This is a genomic window from Nonomuraea sp. B5E05 (assembly GCF_039880665.1).
Classification (GTDB): domain Bacteria; phylum Actinomycetota; class Actinomycetes; order Streptosporangiales; family Streptosporangiaceae; genus Nonomuraea.
In genome coordinates, this window is the sequence record NZ_JBDPMJ010000016.1 from 40812 (window position 1) to 59084 (window position 18273).

The 18273-nt window shown below is 69.6% G+C and carries 19 protein-coding genes; 10 read left to right on the top strand and 9 right to left on the bottom strand.

The annotated features are described in order from the left end of the window. The first annotated feature begins 607 nt into the window (after positions 1–607). Both ABGB01_RS27350 and ABGB01_RS27355 read left to right on the top strand, forming a co-directional pair. The gene (locus ABGB01_RS27350) at positions 608–2923 is read left to right on the top strand and encodes a sodium-translocating pyrophosphatase (protein ID WP_347776392.1); all 2316 of its coding nucleotides are present in this window, start codon (positions 608–610) and stop codon (positions 2921–2923) included. 371 nt (positions 2924–3294) lie between these two features. Beyond that, on the top strand, positions 3295–3762 hold the full coding sequence (locus tag ABGB01_RS27355; protein ID WP_347776393.1) for a histidine phosphatase family protein: 468 nt from the start codon (positions 3295–3297) through the stop codon (positions 3760–3762). 1 nt (position 3763) lies between these two features. Here the strand turns inward: ABGB01_RS27355 and serB are convergent, their stop codons facing one another. The 3 genes from serB to ABGB01_RS27370 all read right to left on the bottom strand — a co-directional run bounded on the left by serB (position 3764) and on the right by ABGB01_RS27370 (position 6864). Next, entirely contained in the window at positions 3764–4984 is a 1221-nt protein-coding gene (gene serB, locus ABGB01_RS27360; RefSeq protein ID WP_347776394.1) for a phosphoserine phosphatase SerB, read from the bottom strand. 204 nt (positions 4985–5188) lie between these two features. Continuing rightward, on the bottom strand, positions 5189–6211 hold the full coding sequence (locus tag ABGB01_RS27365; RefSeq protein ID WP_347776395.1) for an S-adenosylmethionine:tRNA ribosyltransferase-isomerase: 1023 nt from the start codon (positions 6209–6211) through the stop codon (positions 5189–5191). Continuing rightward, positions 6208–6864: an SDR family oxidoreductase gene (locus ABGB01_RS27370; RefSeq protein WP_347776396.1), complete on the bottom strand. Its 657-nt coding sequence runs from the start codon at positions 6862–6864 to the stop codon at positions 6208–6210. Before ABGB01_RS27370 ends, ABGB01_RS27365 begins: the two co-directional genes overlap by 4 nt. Before the next feature lie 94 nt (positions 6865–6958). Between ABGB01_RS27370 and ABGB01_RS27375 the strand changes: the two genes are divergently transcribed. Continuing rightward, positions 6959–8074 (top strand): GAF domain-containing sensor histidine kinase, encoded by a 1116-nt coding sequence (locus ABGB01_RS27375; protein WP_347776397.1) that lies wholly within the window; start codon positions 6959–6961, stop codon positions 8072–8074. After that, positions 8071–8694, top strand: a complete 624-nt coding sequence (locus ABGB01_RS27380) for a response regulator transcription factor (protein WP_347776398.1) — start codon at positions 8071–8073, stop codon at positions 8692–8694. The genes ABGB01_RS27375 and ABGB01_RS27380 overlap by 4 nt, the downstream gene beginning before the upstream one ends. Before the next feature lie 5 nt (positions 8695–8699). Here ABGB01_RS27380 and ABGB01_RS27385 read toward each other — a convergent pair whose 3' ends face one another. Beyond that, positions 8700–9419: a hypothetical protein gene (locus tag ABGB01_RS27385; RefSeq protein WP_347776399.1), complete on the bottom strand. Its 720-nt coding sequence runs from the start codon at positions 9417–9419 to the stop codon at positions 8700–8702. A 69-nt stretch (positions 9420–9488) separates the two neighbouring features. Between ABGB01_RS27385 and ABGB01_RS27390 the strand changes: the two genes are divergently transcribed. The 4 genes from ABGB01_RS27390 to ABGB01_RS27405 all read left to right on the top strand — a co-directional run bounded on the left by ABGB01_RS27390 (position 9489) and on the right by ABGB01_RS27405 (position 12402). After that, positions 9489–10277: an ABC transporter ATP-binding protein gene (locus ABGB01_RS27390; RefSeq protein ID WP_347776400.1), complete on the top strand. Its 789-nt coding sequence runs from the start codon at positions 9489–9491 to the stop codon at positions 10275–10277. Positions 10278–10383: 106 nt separating this feature from the next. Continuing rightward, entirely contained in the window at positions 10384–11307 is a 924-nt protein-coding gene (locus ABGB01_RS27395; protein ID WP_347776401.1) for an SPFH domain-containing protein, read from the top strand. 87 nt (positions 11308–11394) lie between these two features. After that, positions 11395–12150: a sulfite exporter TauE/SafE family protein gene (locus ABGB01_RS27400; RefSeq protein WP_347776402.1), complete on the top strand. Its 756-nt coding sequence runs from the start codon at positions 11395–11397 to the stop codon at positions 12148–12150. Between the two features lie 45 nt (positions 12151–12195). Further along, positions 12196–12402: a hypothetical protein gene (locus ABGB01_RS27405; RefSeq protein ID WP_246083453.1), complete on the top strand. Its 207-nt coding sequence runs from the start codon at positions 12196–12198 to the stop codon at positions 12400–12402. Here ABGB01_RS27405 and ABGB01_RS27410 read toward each other — a convergent pair. The 5 genes from ABGB01_RS27410 to ABGB01_RS27430 form a co-directional block, all read right to left on the bottom strand. After that, entirely contained in the window at positions 12395–13228 is an 834-nt protein-coding gene (locus ABGB01_RS27410) for an NAD(P)H-binding protein (RefSeq protein ID WP_347776403.1), read from the bottom strand. The two genes, ABGB01_RS27405 and ABGB01_RS27410, sit on opposite strands and share 8 nt — an antisense overlap. A 28-nt stretch (positions 13229–13256) precedes the next feature. After that, the gene (locus ABGB01_RS27415; protein ID WP_347776404.1) at positions 13257–14078 is read right to left on the bottom strand and encodes a Rieske 2Fe-2S domain-containing protein; all 822 of its coding nucleotides are present in this window, start codon (positions 14076–14078) and stop codon (positions 13257–13259) included. A 120-nt stretch (positions 14079–14198) separates the two neighbouring features. Continuing rightward, a complete protein-coding gene (locus ABGB01_RS27420) occupies positions 14199–14810 on the bottom strand; it encodes an HD domain-containing protein (protein WP_132514844.1) in 612 nt (203 codons plus the stop codon). 153 nt (positions 14811–14963) lie between these two features. Next, positions 14964–15614, bottom strand: coding sequence for a hypothetical protein (locus ABGB01_RS27425; protein ID WP_347776405.1), 651 nt, complete (start codon positions 15612–15614; stop codon positions 14964–14966). Position 15615: 1 nt separating this feature from the next. Next, positions 15616–15747, bottom strand: a complete 132-nt coding sequence (locus tag ABGB01_RS27430; RefSeq protein ID WP_281284129.1) for a hypothetical protein — start codon at positions 15745–15747, stop codon at positions 15616–15618. Between the two features lie 739 nt (positions 15748–16486). On the opposite strand from ABGB01_RS27430, the gene ABGB01_RS27435 reads away from it, so the two are divergent. Both ABGB01_RS27435 and ABGB01_RS27440 read left to right on the top strand, forming a co-directional pair. Further along, the gene (locus tag ABGB01_RS27435; RefSeq protein WP_347776406.1) at positions 16487–17350 is read left to right on the top strand and encodes a helix-turn-helix transcriptional regulator; all 864 of its coding nucleotides are present in this window, start codon (positions 16487–16489) and stop codon (positions 17348–17350) included. Between the two features lie 49 nt (positions 17351–17399). Beyond that, the gene (locus tag ABGB01_RS27440) at positions 17400–17624 is read left to right on the top strand and encodes a DUF397 domain-containing protein (protein WP_347776407.1); all 225 of its coding nucleotides are present in this window, start codon (positions 17400–17402) and stop codon (positions 17622–17624) included. The last annotated feature ends 649 nt before the right edge of the window (positions 17625–18273 follow it).

Below are 18273 nucleotides of genomic sequence, written 5' to 3' on the forward strand. Positions count from 1 at the left end.
CCGCCATGCCGGGAGGGATCGGCTATGGCCGGCGGTGGTCCTCGGAGCCCGCTGGATCCAGCTCCCGGGGAGCGCTCAGCGGGACCTTCACGCGCTCACCTGGCCGGTCGGCCAGCTTGCAGGCCAAGGACGGGAGTGTACTTTCTCGGCAGATCCTGCGTAAAAGCCCTCCACAGTTGGTGACAGACGACCATGATCGAGGGCGGCGGACGCAGGAGTCGCGGCGGCCCCGATGCCGGCGGCGGTTCCGGCGCTTCGCGGACGACTGTCCACAGCCTGTGGACGAGGCGCCCTCACCCCCGCCTTCCCTGGTTTCGGTCGGCACGTATCATGGCATTGTCATGACCGTAAACCAGGAGAAATTTCGCCTGTCAGACCCCAAACCGGGTTGCTGGCAGGGATTTACTGGACGCTTGCACAATTAGCGGCCTTCAGAGCCTTCATATCCGTGGAGTGCCTGCGTAGACTCCCGGCACCGGCCAAGGTGATCCGGCGGAACGCGGATTCAACCGGAAGCGGCACCCACAACCCGGATGGTGCCGCAACACCCGCCGAGGAAAAGTGCAGCACCGCCCGGGCAGGACGACCGGTCTTGCCGAGGAGAACGATGAGCAGGCACATGCTGGCACTGGAGCCAGCGTCCAATCTGGCCCTGAGCGGAAACAATCTCACCATCGTGATCGTGGTCGCCGCGGTCGCACTTATCGCCCTGGCCGTCGCCGGCGGCCTGGTACGCGAAGTGCTGTCCGCCGGCCAGGGCACCGAACGCATGCAGAACATCGCGCGCGCCGTGCAAGAAGGCGCCGCGGCCTACCTAGCCCGCCAATTCCGCACGCTGGCGATCTTCGTCGTCGTGATTCCCTTCCTCCTGCTCCTCCTACCCGGAGAGATGGACGTCCGCATCGGGCGATCGATCTTCTTCGTGGTCGGGGCGGTGTTCTCCGCGCTGACCGGGTTCATCGGCATGTGGCTGGCCGTGCGCGGAAACGTGCGCGTCGCCGCCGCGGCCAACGACTCCGGCGAGAAGCGGGCCATGCGCATCGCGTTCCGCACCGGAGGCGTGGCCGGGATGTTCACCGTGGGCCTCGGCCTGCTCGGCGCGGCCGTGGTCGTGTTCATCTACCAGGGCAACGCGCCCGGCGTGCTCGAAGGCTTCGGCTTCGGAGCGGCGCTGCTGGCGATGTTCATGCGAGTCGGCGGCGGCATCTTCACCAAGGCCGCCGACGTCGGCGCCGACTTGGTCGGCAAGGTAGAGCAGGGCATCCCCGAGGACGACCCGCGCAACGCCGCCACCATCGCCGACAACGTGGGCGACAACGTCGGCGACTGCGCCGGCATGGCGGCCGACCTGTTCGAGTCGTACGCCGTCATGCTGGTCGCCAGCCTCATCCTGGGCCGCGTGGCCTTCGGCGAGGAGGGGCTCGTCTTCCCCCTCATCGTCCCGATGATCGGTGTGGTCACCGCGATCATCGGCATCTTCGTCACCGGGATGCGCGACCGCGACCGCAACGGCATGGCGGCGATCAACCGCAGCTTCTTCATCTCGGCCGCCATCTCGGCGGTGCTCGTCACGGCGGCCGCGTTCTGGTACCTGCCCAGCAGCTTCAGCGGCCTGACCGGCGCAGCCGTCGAGTCCACCGCCGACCCGCGGCTCATCGCCATCGGCGCGGTCCTCATCGGCCTGGTGCTGGCGAGCGCCATCCAGCTGCTGACCGGCTACTTCACCGAGACCAACCGGCGTCCCGTGCGCGAGATCGGCGAGAGCTCGGCCACCGGCCCGGCCACCGTCATCCTGGCCGGCATCAGCGTCGGCCTGGAGTCGGCCGTCTACTCCGCCCTGATCATCGGCGGCGCGGTCTACGGCGCGTTCCTGCTCGGCTTCGGCAACGTGACGATCGCGCTGTTCGCGGTGGCCCTGGCGGGCACCGGCCTGCTGACCACGGTCGGCGTCATCGTGTCGATGGACACCTTCGGCCCGGTCTCCGACAACGCCCAGGGCATCGCCGAGATGTCCGGTGACGTCGAGGGCGAGGGCGCCCGCGTGCTCACCAGCCTGGACGCCGTCGGCAACACCACCAAGGCCATCACCAAGGGCATCGCGATCGCCACGGCCGTGCTGGCGGCGACCGCGCTCTTCGGCGCCTTCCGTACGGCGGTCGAAACCGAGCTGACCGCGGCGAGCGCGGCGGTCAAGGAGACGCTCGGCACGTTCGCCTCGTTCAGCCTCAGCATCGACCAGCCCAACGTGCTCGTCGGCCTGATCATCGGCGCCGCGGTCGTGTTCCTCTTCTCGGGGCTCGCGATCTCGGCGGTCGGCCGGGCCGCCATGCGCGTGGTCTTCGAGGTACGCGACCAGTTCCGCAACAACCCGGGCATCATGGACGGCACGCAGAAGCCGGAGTACGGCCGGGTCGTCGACATCTGCACCCGCGACTCGCTGCGTGAGCTGGCCACGCCCGGCCTGCTGGCGGTCATGACCCCGATCGCGGTCGGGTTCGCCCTCGGTTATGCGCCGCTGGGCGCGTTCCTGGCCGGAGCCATCGCCTGCGGCACCCTGATGGCCGTCTTCCTGTCCAACTCGGGTGGGGCCTGGGACAACGCCAAGAAGCTGGTGGAGGACGGTCACCACGGCGGCAAGGGCTCTGAGGCGCACGCCGCCACGGTCATCGGCGACACGGTCGGCGACCCGTTCAAGGACACCGCAGGCCCGGCCATCAACCCGCTGATCAAGGTGATGAACCTGGTGGCGCTGCTGATCGCCCCGGCGGTGGTCCTGTACGCGGGCAGCCCGGCCATCCGCATCGGCATCACCGTGGTCGCCGTGGGCGTGGTGGTCGCGGCCATCATCGTGTCCAAGCGGCGGTCGGTGACGAGCGAGCCGGCCAACGACAACAACCGCGACAAGGAGCCGATCGCGTCGTAACCGGCAGAACCGGCGAACGCCCGCTCCCTCAGGGGGCGGGCGTTCCGCTTCCCCGGGGTCCCGCCGTCTCCGGGCTCGGCTTTCAGGGTCCTGCCTTCTCCGGGTTCGGATTTCGGGGTCCCGCCTTTCCCGGGGCAACGCCCGCTTCACCAGGAAGTGCCCAGGGGAACGTCTTCCACAGGAAGTCCGGGGTAGATCCGGATTTCCAGGGGAGTCGAGGGACCCGAGCATCCCGATGGGAGACTGGGCACGTGAACGATGACAAGCGGCCGAGCGGAGGCAAGGCCCTGGGTTTCATCCTGCTGGCGATGCTGGTCGTCCTGGCCGTGCTCGTCGGGCTGGCCACCTGGGCGACGAGGAATGGATGACCGGTGCGGACCTTGATTGTGCTGCGTCACGCGAAGGCCGCCCAGATCGCCGGCCTGCTCGACCGCGAGCGGCCGCTGACCGACCGGGGCGAGCGCGACGCCGAGCGGGCCGGCGACGAGATCAGGGCGGCCGGGTTCACCCCCGAGGCGGTGCTCTGCTCGCCGGCGCTGCGGACCAGGCGCACGGCGGAGCTCGCCTTCCCCGACGCTGAGATCAGCTACGAGCGCGACATCTACGAGGCGTACCCGGACGAGCTGCTCGAGTTGGTGCGCAGGTGTGATCCCGGGCTGGGCACAGTGGTGTTGTGCGGGCACAACCCGGGCGTGCACGAGCTGGCGCTGGGGCTGGCGGGCGGCGACTACGTGTTCAGGCCCGGGGCCTTCGCGGCGATCGGGGTGGAGTCGCCGTGGGCGGAGCTTTCGCCGGGTGAGGGCCGTCTGGTCACCCGCTGGGACCCCAAGGAGGGCTGACTCAGCCGGCCGTGAGCACGCCGTCCTCGGCGTCGGCCGCCTCCACCTCGTCGCGCGAGATGCCCAGCAGGTAGAGGATGGAGTCGAGGTAGGGGGTGTTGACCGCGGTGTCGGCCGCCTGGCGTACGACAGGCTTGGCGTTGAAGGCGATCCCCAGCCCGGCCGCCGCGATCATGTCGAGGTCGTTGGCGCCGTCGCCGATGGCCACCGTCTGCGAGATCGGCAGGCCGGCCTCGCGGGCGAACCTCTCCAGCGCCCGCGCCTTGCCAGGACGGTCGACGACCTCCCCGACCACGCGGCCGGTCAGCCGGCCGTCGATCACTTCGAGCACGTTGGCCGCGGAGTAGTCGATGCCGAGCTCCTCCACCAGGCCGTCGGTGATCTGCGTGAACCCGCCGCTGACGATGGCGAAGCGGTAGTCGAGCCGTTTGAGCGTGCGGACCAGCGTGCGGGCGCCCGGCGTGAGCACGACCTCTTTGCGCACGTGGTCGAGCACCTCGGCGGGCAGCCCTTCGAGCAGCGCCACCCGCCGCCGCAGGGACTCGGCGAAGTCGAGCTCGCCGCGCATGGCCTCCTCGGTGACCCTGGCCACCTCCTCGAGGCAGCCCGCGTGCGCGGCCAGCAGCTCGATGACCTCGCCCTGGATGAGGGTCGAGTCGACGTCCATGACGATCAGGCGCTTGGCCCGCCGCGACAGGCCGGTGCGCTGCACGGCCACGTCGACCTCCTGGGCGGCGGCTTCGGCGGCCAGCTCGACCCGCAAAGACGTGGGGTCGGCGCCGGAGACCGACAGCTCGATGCACGTGACGGGCCACTGGGCGAGGCGTTCGATGCGGTCGATGTTGGCTCCGGCGGCGGCGATGCGGCCGGAGATGCCCGCGATGGCGGCCGGCTGCAGGGTGGCGCCGAGCACGCTGACCGACAGGCGGCCGCGGCGGCGCTGCTCCTTGGCCTGGGAGCCGGTGGACAGCTCCACCTCCATGCCGAGGTCTTCGGCCACTCGCTCGACGGCGGTCCACATGGCGCCGAGTGTCGTGCCGGTGCCGGTGGAGGGGCCGCCGGCGTAGGCGACGAGCACGCCGAGCGTGAGCCGGCCTCGGATGACGACCTGTTCGATGTCCGCAACGGTCACCGGAAAGCCGGACAGAACGGAAAAAAGCCGTGAAGTAACGCCCGGGCGGTCAGGGCCGTTCAACGTGATCAGGAGGGTGCGCTGGTCCACATCCAGTCACGGTACTGCGCCCGCTCGGATGCTCGCGAAGCAGGATGGGCTTTGGGGTGTGGGCGTGACCATCGGAGTACGCCGGTTCACCGGCCCGTCGCCGCTCGGCAAAATGTCGGCAAAGGCCGGGGATGTCGGCGCCAGCGAGGGGTGGCGAGGCCAGCGAAGACCCGGTGACGGCAGCACAAGGCCGTCGGCCACAGGCTAGCTCCGCAGGATCAGGTGGGTGTCGCCGAACTCGTGCCACAGATACCGCTCCCGCAGCGCCGCCTCGTACGCGCGGGCCAGCACGTTCTCGCCCGCGATCGCGCTCAGCATGAGCAGGTGGCTGGAGCGCGGCTCGTGCAACCCGGTGATCAGGCCCGTGACGGCCCGCACGCCGAGCTCAGGCGTGACGATGTGCCGGGTCCAGCCCGCCGACGCGGCCACGCGCCCGTCCGCGCCGGCGGCCGTCTCCAGAGCGCGTACGACGGTCGTGCCCGCGGCCACCACCCGGTTGCCGTTCTCCCTGGCCAGGTTCACCAGCCGCGCCGTCGGCCCGGGCACGTCGTACCGCTCCGCGTAGGGCGGCTCGTCCTTCTCGGGCGAGGCCACGCCCGTGTGCAGGGTGATCGGCGCGATACCGATCCCGTGCGCCACGAGCGCCGCCACCAGGTCGGCGGTGAACGGCCGGGCCGCGCTCGGCATCTCGGCGCTGCCCGGCACGGTCGCGAACACCGTCTGGTAGTCCTCGATCGGCCAGTCCCGCTCCACGTACGAGTAGCGGATCGGCACCCCGTGACCGCGCAGGTACCGCTTCACGTCCCGGTCGAGCTCGGCGCGCCACAGGCGCGGCGTCTCCCGCTCGATCAGCCGCAACGTGGCCCGCCCCGGCAGCGGCAGCCACTCGCCGGGCTCGCCGCCGCCGTATGGCTCGGACGCCTTCGCGGTACGGCGGCGCAGCTCCACCAGCCACGTGCCGTCCTCCCGCGCGGTCGAGAAGTGCACGGCCAGCCGGTCCAGCCGGACCGCGGCCGGCAGGGTCGCCGAGTTGTTCACCACGATCAGGTCGCCGGGGTCGAGCAGCTTCGGCAGGTCGGCGAAGCGGTGGTGGAGGGGGTCCAGGTCGCCGTGCGAGACCATCAGGCGTACCGCGTCCCTGGCCGTCCCCCTCGCCTCCGGCGGCTCGTGGGCGGACAGGCCGGGCGGCAGCGAGAAGTCCAGCGCGCCGGTCAGCGACGCGGTCATTGCAGGCTCACCTTGCCGCTGGCCGGGCGGGCGCCGACCAGGTCGTGCAGCGCCGCGGCGACCTTGGCGGGGTCGGCCGCCGCGCCGGCCTCCTCGGCGCCCACGGCGTCGGCCAGCATGCGGGTGTTCATCTCGCCCGGGTCCACCCACCAGACACGCAGCTCGGGCTCCTCGGCGGCCAGCACGTTGGACAGCTGCTCCAGCGCCGCCTTGGTGGCCCCGTAACCGCCCCAGCCCTCGTACGGGCCCGTGGCGGCGTCGGAGGTGACGTTCACCACCGCGCCCTGGACCGCCCGCAACGCGGGCAGCGTGGCCTGGATGAGGGCGAGGGGAGCGGTCACGTTCGTCTCCAGCAGCGCCCTGAACGCCTCCAACGGGTAGGCCGCGAGCGGGGGCAACGGGGTCACGCCCAGGTCGCTGGCGTTGTTGACCAGCAGATCCAGCTCGGGAGCGGCCCCGGCGAGCCGCCGGACGTGCGCCGGGTCGCGCACGTCGCCGGGTATGGCGGTGGCGCCCAGCTCGGCGGCGACCCGTTCCAGATCGTCCGCGCCGCGGGCGGTGAGCACGAGGTTCCATCCCGCTCCTGCCAGGGACCTCGCCAGGGCGAGGCCGAGGCCGCGGGACGCGCCGGTGATGAGTGCGGTGTTCGTCATGCCCACGACGTTAGGAACGCGACGTGCGGCGGACATCGGGCTGAGGGCCGGACCGGCCCTGGGAACATGGTCCTAGGACCTTAAGGTAGGTGACGTGGCCACCGACCGAGACGCAGTCCTGCAGGCGGTGAGCTCCGCGGTGCTCGCGGTCACCCGCCACCTGTCGGTCCGCGAGGTGCTGCAGGTCATTGTCCGCTCGGCGCAGCGGCTGCTCGACGCCCGCTACGCCGCGCTCGGCGTGCCCGACGACGACGGGTCGTTCGCCGAGTTCGTCGCCGAGGGCATCACCGACAAGCAGTGGGACGCGATCGGGCCGCTGCCGAGGCAGCACGGCATGCTGGGGGCGATGCTCCGCGACGGCGTCTCCGCCCGGCTGCCCGACCTGCGTGAGGACCCGCGGTTCGAGTGGTGGCCGAAGGCGCACCCGGTCATGAAGGACTTCCTCGGCGTCCCGATCCGCGACGGCGACGAGGTGCTCGGCATCATCTTCCTGGCCAACAAGCGCACCCCCGGCGGCTTCACGCAGGAGGACCAGGACCTCCTCACGCTCTTCGCGGCGCACGCCGCGATCGCGCTGACCAACGCCCGCCTCTACGAACGCGGCCGCGAGCTGGCCATGCTGGAGGAGCGCAACCGGGTCGCCCACGAGCTGCACGACGCGGTCACGCAGAAGTTGTTCTCGCTCAGGCTGACCGCCCAGGCGGCGCAGGCCATGCTCGACAAGGCCCCCGGCAAGGTCGCCCCTGAGCTGGAGCGCGTCCAGCGGCTGGCCGGCGAGGCCCTGGCCGAGCTGCGCGCCGTGATCGTCGAGCTGCGCCCGGCCGAGCTCGACCGGCACGGACTGCCGGAGACGCTGCGCAAGCACGTGCGCATGCTCGACCGGCTCCACTCGTCCCTGGTGGTGTTCGAGTGCGGCGAGTTGCCGCCGCTGGACCCGGCGGTCGAGGTGGCGGCGCTCAGGGTGGCCCAGGAGGCGCTGCACAACGCGCTCAGGCACTCCGAGGCGCCCCGCGTCTCGGTGCGCCTGGCATACGAGGAGGGCAAGCTGGTGTTGACCGTCGAAGACGACGGCAGAGGCTTCGAGCAGGCCGACTCGCGTGGGCTTGGCCTGGCGTCGATGCGTGACAGGGCCGAGTCCGTCGGAGGCGTCATGACCGTCGAGTCGGCCCCGGGCAGGGGGACCATGGTGCGCGTGGAGGTGGGCGCGTGATCCGGGTGCTGATCGCCGACGATCACCCGGTGGTGCGTCAGGGGCTGCGTACGTTCCTCGACCTCCAGGACGACATCACCGTGGTCGCCGAGGCGGGCGACGGGGCCCAGGCCGTCGAGCTGGTCGGCGAGCTCTGCCCCGACGTGCTGCTGCTGGATCTGAAGATGCCCGTGCTCGACGGCCTCGGCGCGTTGGAGCGGCTGACCGGCACGGCGACCAGGATCGTCGTGCTGACGTCGGTGAGCGACCGCTCCGACGTGGGCCCCGCGATGCGGGCGGGAGCGTCCGGGTTCCTCTACAAGGACGTCGATCCGTCCGCGCTGGTCCAGGCGGTGCGCGCGGTGCACGGCGGCCAGGTGCTGCTCGCGCCCGAGGCGGCGGAGGCGATGCTGGCCTCGCCCAACGGCGCGTCCGGCGTGTCGGGGCCGGTGCCGCTGACCGAGCGGGAGCGGGAGGTGTTGTCGCTCATCGCGGCCGGCCGGTCCAACAGGGAGATCGCGCGGAGCCTGGCCGTGGCGGAGAAGACGGTCAAGACCCACGTGTCCAACGTGCTGATGAAGCTCGGCGTGCAGGACCGCACCCAGGCCGCGCTCTACGCCGTGCGGCACGGCCTCGGCTGAGCCGGCTACTGGTTCCTGATCGGCTCGAAGATCGCGTGGTGGGCCGCCACGAGCGCGCGGCGTACCGCACGGTCGAGCTCGCGCAGCGCTGCCCCGCGCGCCGCGACCTGCGCGACGGTGAGGCCGCGGTCGTCGGCCAGGCGCAGCACGGTGGCCAGCCGCGTGGCGAGGGTGGCCACGCGGTGCGCGCGAGCCGGATAACCCGGCGCCAGCTCGCCGCCGCGCTGTCCCAGCCGGTCGGGACGGTCGGCCACCGGGCCGTCGACGGAGGTCAGCGCTTCGGTGGCCGACCGCATCGCGTCGGACAGGTCGCGCTCGGCCTCGGCGAGCGAGGGCAGGTCATGGCGTACGGGGCCGGAGTCGTGCACTTCCAGACGCACACCGACATAGGACGATCCACGGTGGTCCGGCAGGGGCAGCAGGCCGGTGTTCCGGCCGTCGGCCACGGCGATCGCGGCCTGGCCGACGTCGACTGCGGCCGAGTTGAACGACGCCGGGCCCGACAGGCCCAGCGGGTCGCCCGGCGCCGGCAGGGCGAGCCGCAGCTCGCGCAGGCCGCCCACGCGGAGATCTGCGAGGTATTTACGCAACGGAACGTCGCCCGCGACGACGGGACCGCCGGCGGCTTCCACGTGGTCAGCCGCCTCGTCGAGGCCGACGTGACCGGCGAGCCAGGCGTTGCCCCAGGCGACCAGGGAGGGACAGACAGGCGATTCAGGGCGCACCGATCCACGATAAGCGCTCGCCCTGCAATAGGTTTGTCCCGTGGGTGACTCCTGAAGGAGGGATCGGGGATGGGTGGTCAGGTGCTGCGGTTCCAGGACGTCGCCGTCAGGCGCGACGGAGCGGCCCTGCTGCGCGGCATCGACTGGACGGTCAACGAGGACGAGCGTTGGGTGGTCATCGGCCCCAATGGCGCAGGTAAGACCACGTTGCTGCAGGTCGCTGCCACGTTGCTCTATCCGAGTGAGGGCCTGGTCGAGGTGCTGGGCGAGCGGTTGGGGCAGGCGGACGTCTTCGATCTGCGGCCGCGGATCGGGCTGGCGAGCGCCGCGCTGGCCGAGCGCATCCCGCCCGAGGAGAAGGTCATCGACCTCGTGCTGACCGCGTCGTACGCGATCATGGGCCGCTGGACGGAGGAGTACGACTCCAACGACGTCACCAGGGCCGTCGAGTTGATCGACATGATGGGCGCGGCCCATCTGATCAGGCGGCGGTTCGGCACGCTGTCCGAGGGCGAGCGCAAGCGGGTGCAGATCGCCCGCGCGCTCATGCCGGACCCGGAGATGCTGCTGCTCGACGAGCCGGCCGCCGGGCTCGACCTGGGCGGGCGCGAAGACCTGGTGCGCCGTCTGTCGCTGCTGGCGGGCGACTACCGCTCGCCGACGCTGGTGCTGGTGACGCACCACGTGGAGGAGGTGCCGGCGGGGTTCACGCACGGGCTGCTGCTCCGGCACGGCTCCGTGGTGGCCCAGGGGCCGCTGGAGCACGTGATGACGTCCGACAATCTCTCCCACACGTTCGGCGTGCCGCTCTCGCTGGAGCGGAGCGGTGAGGGCCGCTGGTACGCGCGTCCGCACTAGATCGCCATTTATGCCGATAAAGTCGCTCGCCACTGAGTGGACGCTGTGGAGAGCGGAAACCAAATAAGATCTACGGAGTCGGTCCCCTCGACTTCGGAGCGTCGCCATGTCCATCGAGCAGCTCATCGTCGCCCTTGTCCTGGTCGCGGCGGTGGGCTTCGCGGTGGCTCGCACGATCCGCATCATCCCGCAGGCCACGGCGGCCATCATCGAGCGTCTCGGCCGCTACCACCGCACGCTGACGCCGGGGCTCAACCTGGTGGTGCCGTTCATCGACCGCATCAAGGACCTGATCGACCTGCGCGAGCAGGTGGTGTCGTTCCCGCCGCAGCCCGTGATCACCTCCGACAACCTGGTCGTCTCGATCGACACCGTCATCTACTTCCAGGTCACCAACCCCAAGGCGGCCACCTACGAGATCGCCAACTTCCTGACCGGCGTCGAGCAGCTCACGGTCACGACGCTGCGCAACGTCGTCGGCGGCATGGACCTCGAGCGCACGCTGACCTCGCGCGAGGACATCAACACCGCGCTGCGCGGCGTGCTCGACGAGGCCACCGGCAAGTGGGGCATCCGGGTCAACCGGGTCGAGCTCAAGGCCATCGACCCCCCGGCCTCCATCCAGGACTCGATGGAGAAGCAGATGCGCGCCGACCGCGACAAGCGCGCCGCGGTGCTGGCCGCCGAGGGGCAGCGCCAGGCCTCCATCCTCGCGGCCGAGGGCGACAAGCAGGCCTCGGTGTTGCGGGCGCGCGGCGAGGCGGAGGCGGCCGTGCTGCGCGCCCAGGCGGACGCCGAGGCCCAGGCCATGCGCGCCAAGGGCCAGGCCGACGCGATCGGCATGGTCTTCAAGGCCATCCATGAGGGAAAGCCCGACCAGCAGCTGCTCGCCTACCAATACCTGCAGACCCTGCCGGAGATCGCCAAGGGCGAGGCCAATAAGATCTGGATCGTGCCGTCGGAGATGGGCAAGGCGCTGGAAAATCTCGGCGGTCTTTTCACACCCCCCAAAAACTCGGACACCCAGTGAGCGACCCGCTGCGAGGGCCATCGCCCCGGCCGTAGGCATGGCCGGACGGCGGTCCGACGAGCGGGTTTCTCGGGTCAGGGAGGGTTTGTGACGGGGTGGGAGCTGGCTGCGGTCTGCGTGGCCGGGGTGATGGCGGGCGCCATCAACGCGGTCGTCGGGTCGGGGTCGCTGATCACGTTCCCCACGCTGGTGGCGGTGGGCGTCGATCCCGTCACCGCCAACGTGTCCAACACGATCGGGCTGGTGCCGGGCTCCTTCACGGCCGCCTACGGCTACCGCGTGGAGCTGCAGGGCCAGCGCGACCGTCTGGTGCGCCTGGGCGCGGCCTCGGCGCTCGGCGCGCTGATCGGCGGCATCCTGCTGCTGTTCCTCGACCCCGACGTGTTCGAGGTGGTCGTCGTCGTGCTGATCGCGCTGGCCTGCCTGCTGGTCCTGGTGCAGCCCAGGCTCAACGCCTGGCTGGCCGAGCGGCGGGGGCGGGCGCATCCGCACGGCGGCCTGGCGTTGTGGCTGGGCGTGCTGGCCTCGGGCGTCTACGGCGGCTATTTCGGGGCCGCCCAGGGGGTGCTGCTGATCGGGTTGATCGGCATCTTCCTCGACGACGGCCTCCAGCGGGTGAACGCCGCCAAGAACGTGCTCGCGCTGCTGGTCAACGCCGTGGCCGCGGTGTTGTTCACGGTGGTCGCGGACGTCGACTGGCAGGCCGTGGCCGGGGTGGCGCTGGGCGCGATGACCGGCGGCTTCCTGGGGGCCAGGCTGGGCAGGCGCATCCCGGCGCCCGTGCTGCGCGGGGTCATCGTCTGCGTGGGAATCGCGGCCATTATCGTACTGGTGTACGGATAAATTTCCGGCTATCTGGGTATGAATCTGTACATGAAGGGTGATTGGGTGGAGATCGTCATTGACGCGGGAGGGTCACCGCGTACCTACGAGATCACGGCCACCCGCGCCGGCCGGCGAGTCGAGGTGAACACGCGGCGGGGGCTCGTCGAGGTCAGCGAGGTCACCAGAACCGGCACCCCGGTGCGTACGGCCCGGTTCATGTCCAGCCGCATCCTCGCCCTCGTCGAGCACCCCGCCGACGAGGTCAGCTGAAGTCCGCCGCGCGATCCTCCGCCCACCGGCGGAACGTCAGCGCGGGCCGGCCGAGCAGCCGCTCCACGGTGTCGGTGACCCGCTCAGGACGGGTCACGAAATCTCCCCACGCGCGCAGTGCGGTGTCCACGAAGGTGCGATCGCCCCAGGCCGCCAGGAGCTGCTCGCGGGCCTCGTCCACGGGCAGCTCCTCCCAGCGCACCTCGCGGCCGAGCACCTCGCCGATGATGCGCACCTGCTCGGCCTGGGTGAACCGCTCGGGGCCCGTGAGCACGTATTTCGCGCCGTTGTGCCCGGCGGAGGTGAGCACGTGCACGGCCACGGCCGCGATGTCCTTCTCGTGGATCAGCGACCTGGACGCCTGCCCGAACGGCCAGCGCACGACGCCCTGCCTGATCTGGTCGGCCCATATGAGCGTGTTGGCCGCGAATCCGCCGGGCCGCAGGAACGTCCAGCCGATCCCCGAGTGCCGGATCAGCCGCTCCACCCCCTGGTGGAAGTACGACGGCTCCTCGTCGTCCGCCAGATCCTCGACGTCCGCCGACAGGTAGACCACGCGCCGCGCGTGCTTGGCGATCGCCGTGATCGTGCCCGCGGCGCTCTCGGCCGAGAATCCGGGCCAGAGCAGGAACACGCTCTCCACGCCGTCGAGCGCCGGCTCCAGGGTCTCGGGGGCGGTCAGGTCGCCGCGTACGGTCTCGACGGGCAGTTGCGCCCGTTCGGGATCCCTGGCGAGCGCCCGGACCTCCAGCCCGGCCTTCGCGAGCCGGGTCACCACATGCCTGCCAACGTTGCCGGTCGCGCCGGTCACCAGAATCTTTCCCATGCGGCGACCGTAGGACCTGAAGTTAAGTTCAGGTCAACCCCGGGCGCACCTGGAGCGTGCCGTCGCGCCGCACGCGCGTCTCGAACATGGGCGCGGGGGCGGTCGCGGGGCCGTGTTTCACCGAGCCGTCGGCCAGCCGGAACGTGCTGCTGTGCCACGGGCAGACCACGCACGCCTCGCCGTCCTCCATGACGAGCCTGCCCTGGTGCAGCGGCCCGGCCAGATGGGGGCAGCGGTCGCCGAGCACGGTCACGGCCTCGCCCTGGCGCAACACGAAGAGCTGGATGTAGCCGAGCCTGCGCGCCACGGGACGGCCGTCGGGCAGATCTTTCAGCGCGCACAGGTCGTGCCAGCCCAGCGGCACCAGATGGGTGACCTGCGGGGCGTGGTTGGCCCCTGCCGCCTGCCGGTAGGCCAGGTGGCCGCCGAGATAGGCGCCGAGGCTGCCCACGCCGAGCCCGGCGAACGACAACAACCGGCCGGGACGCTCGTGCCCGCGCATCCGTGCCAGCAGCGAGGCGGAGAACAGGCCGAGGGCGGCCACGTTCGACGCCATGTGCACGAGACCCACCCGCTGCTGCTCGCGGTGGAGGGACGACCAGTCGGTCAGTCCCGCCGCGGCCGTCGGCAGGGCGTTGGCGATGCCGGTGGCCAGCAGCAGGCGTGAAGCCCGGGGGTCGGCGCGCGCCAGGTCCAGCACGGCGGCCGACATCCAGCAGCCGAGGCTCACCGTGGCGAGCGGCGGGTGCAGCGGCTTGCCGGTGGGCACGCCGTGCAGCAGGTCGCGGACCCGTCCTTGGGGGATGCGCCGGCGTACGGCCTTCGCCAGCGCCATGACGGCTTTGTCCATGGCTCTCGACTTCTCGAGCCGATCGGCGAGGGCGACCGGCCCGGCGAAACCCCTTAGCTGCCGACGCTTCGCTCGCACTTCCTCTTTCACGACAAGTCCCCTACCCCGGCCATGAGGGCATCACTCGGACAGGTGGCCTCTCGCCACAGAGAGCTCAACCAGCTCCAATGCGTACGAACCGAGTGAGGGCGAGCCCTCCTCAATGATCCGCACCTTCTCCCTGACCTGGGCGGCCGTCACCTTGAACAGCGGCCAGGTGCCGCCCTCCGTGTGGTGGTTGGCCAGGATCGGGGCGAAGCGATCGAGCGCCTTGGCGAATTTCGCCTCCGGCGTCTTCCTGGCCTCGAACTCGTCCCACAACTCCCGCATCCACGCCGCCTGGTCGGCGGGCAGCAGGCCGAAGATGCGGTCGGCGGCGGCCCGCTCGGCCTCGGCCTGGGCCGAGACGGCCACCGGATCGTAGACGAAGGTGTCACCGGCGTCGATCTCCACCAGGTCGTGCACCAGGAGCATGGCCACCACCCGCTGGAGGTCGGTCCCCGGTGGGGCGTGCTCGCCGAGGACCATCGCCAACGTGCCCACGTACCAGGAGTGCTCTGCGGTGTTCTCCCGTCGCGAACCGTCGATGAGATGGTTGCGGCGGATGATCCGCTTCAACTTGTCGATCTCGATGGCGAAGGCGATCTGGGTGTTCAGGCGGTCCTCTTCTGGTGCGATAGTCACGCGCGACACCCTAATGTGCGGTGATCACCCGGGATGGTGAAATCCTGACCGGATCTCCGTTGAACAGTGCGTGACCACTCGGAACGTCGAGCGCATGGGGAAGCCCCGGAGCCCCCGCGGTCTCCGGGGCTTGTGCCCTGGGGTAGGCGCGGTCCCCCAGGTCTAGTGGCCGGCCCGCGTCAGCGTCACCTCCGCGCGGAGATCAGGCGGCTCCTCGAAGTCGGGCCGTAGCGAGATCCACGCTCGCCGGCCGTACACCCTGTCCAGGCCGGGGGAGGCCGCGCCCGGCACCTCGTCGCGCCGGACGATCTCCACGATCAGGAACTGCGACCGCGTGCGGTGCCGGTAGACGTTCACGCTCCTGGCCCAGCACGCCGCGGCGATCTCCTCGCTGTACGCCTCGAACTCCTCGGCGCAGATCCCGGCCCTCGTCAGGATCAGCGCCTTCTCGCCCCTGGACGTGGGCGTGATCCAGAGCACCAGCGGGATCCGCCCCGCCCTGGTGTGCATCGTGGTCTCCAGGCAGACCCGCTGCAGGCGGTGCCGGGAGATCACGCACCAGGCGTGGGAGGTGACCCAGTTGCGGCCGGTCCTGGTGACGGCCGGCACCGAGATGGCGCTGCTCAGCAGGATGAAGGGCATCCACCGGCCCTCCTGGGTGGCGCCGAGCAACGACAGCGTGAACAGCGTCAGCGCCGCCGCGAGCAGCAGCTCCGTACGGATCCGCCAGAGCCGGACGAGCCGGCCGCTCCGGCCTGCGGCGGGCAGGTCCTCGTAGCCCGGGTAGATCTGGTTACGCGGGTTCCTTGGCACGTCAAGACACCTCCTCCGTCACGCGGTGCGGGAGGCGGAGCTGGTCGAAGCGCGGGTCGCGGTAGCGGCGGGCGCCGAGTCCCACCCGTTCGACGGTCCAGCCCATGCGGTGCGCGAACTCGTCGGGCTCCATGCAGATTTCCCGGTCGGCCCATGCGACGAGTTCCCGGATCCGGGACTTGATTCGACTGAGTCCCTTGGTACCTTGTGAGTACATAGAAGACCCCTTTCGCGGCATTTTGAGGTGGCTTCTTCGCCGGTCCGACGGCTGATGGCCGGTCTCGTCGCAGGGTGGCAGCCCATATGCGGCGAGTCGGATATCGGCCTCGGACCGGCTTTTTGCGTGCTCGAATGAGCGGACTCTCGCTGCGCGGTCAGGCGATGAAGTGGTCCTTCCGGCAAGTGGCCTCCCTGGGGCGGATTCTCAGTTCCGGGACGGCGACGTTGCCGGCGAGGCGGCCCGCGTGAGGGCGCGCGATCGTGGGCGGAAGGCCTGATGCGTACGGCCGTGTGGTCATATCGGCCTCCTCACCATCCAAGGTCCCTCCTGAGATCGATCGTCCCCCTAGGTCCGCGATGCTGCAAGTCTTTAGGCAAGGGAAGATTTAAGTTTCTTCGCGACTTGCTTCACTGTTTGCGCTGCAACTTGCACGAGAAGAGTCATAGGGCGTCGACCTGGCACGAACTCCGGCTTCGCCGCCCCTACCGAGCTTGTCTTGCCCCTACGCTCTCCCCGTGAAAGCCTTCATGGCAAGGCCGTACGCGACTATCCATGCAAGTTGCATGTACGATTGGCCCGTACGGCCCACAAAGCCGGGCCCCCAAACGACCCCTTCCGGCTACACCTTCATTCCCGACAAGGAGAGTGGACGGTGCCATCGCAGCAGGGCAGTCCCACAGTACGCAGGCTCCGGCTCGGGCAGGAGCTGCGCCTCCTCCGGGAGCGAAGGAAACTCACCGGCGCCAAGGCCGCCCGCGAGCTCGGCTGGTCGGCGAGCAAGGTCAGTCGCATCGAGGCGGCCAAGACCATGCCCGTCGCCGACGACATCAAGGCCCTGGCCGGGCTCTACCGCATCGACGGGACGAAACTTGACGAGCTCTTCGGCCTGTTGCGGGATGCGGAGCAGCGCGGGTGGTGGGAAGATTACGAAGATACTCTTCCTGAGGAATACACAAGATTCCTCGGGCTTGAGGCGGAGGCGACATTCCAGCGCGACTGGGAACCCCAGGTTGTGCCGGGTCTGTTGCAAACTGAGGACTATGCCAGGGAAGTAATCCTGGCAACCCGAGGTATCGCGCGCATCACGCACAGTGGTGTCAGGAGCCGGGTCGAGGCTCGTCTCGACAGGCAGCAGCGAGTGCTCCACAGGGCCGATCCCTGCTCTGTTGTCGCGGTGCTCGATGAGTCGGTGTTGATGCGCCGTTTCGGCGAGCCCGCCGTGATGCGGGAGCAGATGGAGCATCTCCTGGAGATCTCGATGTTGCCGCACGTCAGTGTCCGGATCCTCCCGTTGGATGCACTTCATCCGGTTAATACAGGTGCCTTCATTCATTTGAACTTTTCGGCGTTTGATGATGTTGTGTACCTTGAGCAGCTGTACACGGCTGACTTTGTCGAGGATCTCGAACGAGTGGCTGGCTACGAAATAGCGTTCGATCACATCCAATCGGAGGCTCTGAGTGAGGATGAATCCCGTGTCCTGATTCAGCGTAAAACCATGTTCTGGCGACGGTAGTAAAAGCCATAAGAGGGCGATGGGGCCCTTTTGTGTATTTGGAGAGATAATGTACATCCATACTGAGAAGGAAGCGTGGCGGAAGAGCACCTTCTGCAACGGTGCAGGAGCCTGTGTCGAGGTTGCGCCCTTGGCCGATGGCAATGTGGCGCTGAGGGACAGCAAGACGCAGGACGGGCCCGTGCTGGTCTTCACGCCAGGCGAGTGGGAAGCCTTCACGGCAGGTGTTCGCCAGGGTGAGTTCGACCTGACCGCACGAGGGGCGAGCGCATGACGAACGGCCCTGGCAAGTTGGTGGCACAACTTGCAGGGCCGTTCGGGTGGAGGCATGGCACGCCTCCGGACTTCCCGCACTTTCGCAGTATGGAGCAGAGAAGACCTGCACATCATGGCACATCTGCGGCCGTGATGATCAATCATCGGCGCGCATCTTCTTGGTTCGGCTCAACCATGTGATCCCGACTCCGACCAGCGCAGTCACCGCAGCGGCACTGAGCGCGGCAAGCAGGCTCCTCTGGGCTTTCGGGACGCTCTGACGTGGTGGCTGAGTGCCCCTGCGTCTCCACCGTCTGCCGCCAGGCGCGGTCGATCACTGTGACGAATTGCTTGCTCTGGCGGTCCTTGGCCAGGGCGAGTCGACGGCCTCGCGTGCCCTCCCAGAAACGCCTGCCGACTTCCGTGCCGAGGAAGTCGTGGCGCGTTGAGGTAGAGGTGCAGTCTCGGGTCCAGCTCGCTATCCGCTCGGTGCATCGCGCCGCTCAGTACGGGATTTTCTATCTGCAGCTGCAGGAGCTGGAAATGGTGGGCCCGCTCCGCTTCTTCGCGTGAGAATTTCATTTCCCTGGCTTGCAGGGAAAGAGAAGCGCCGATGGCGATGAGCTCCAAGCGCGATCGTCGTGAGAAGGAACGCCGACGAGCGCGAC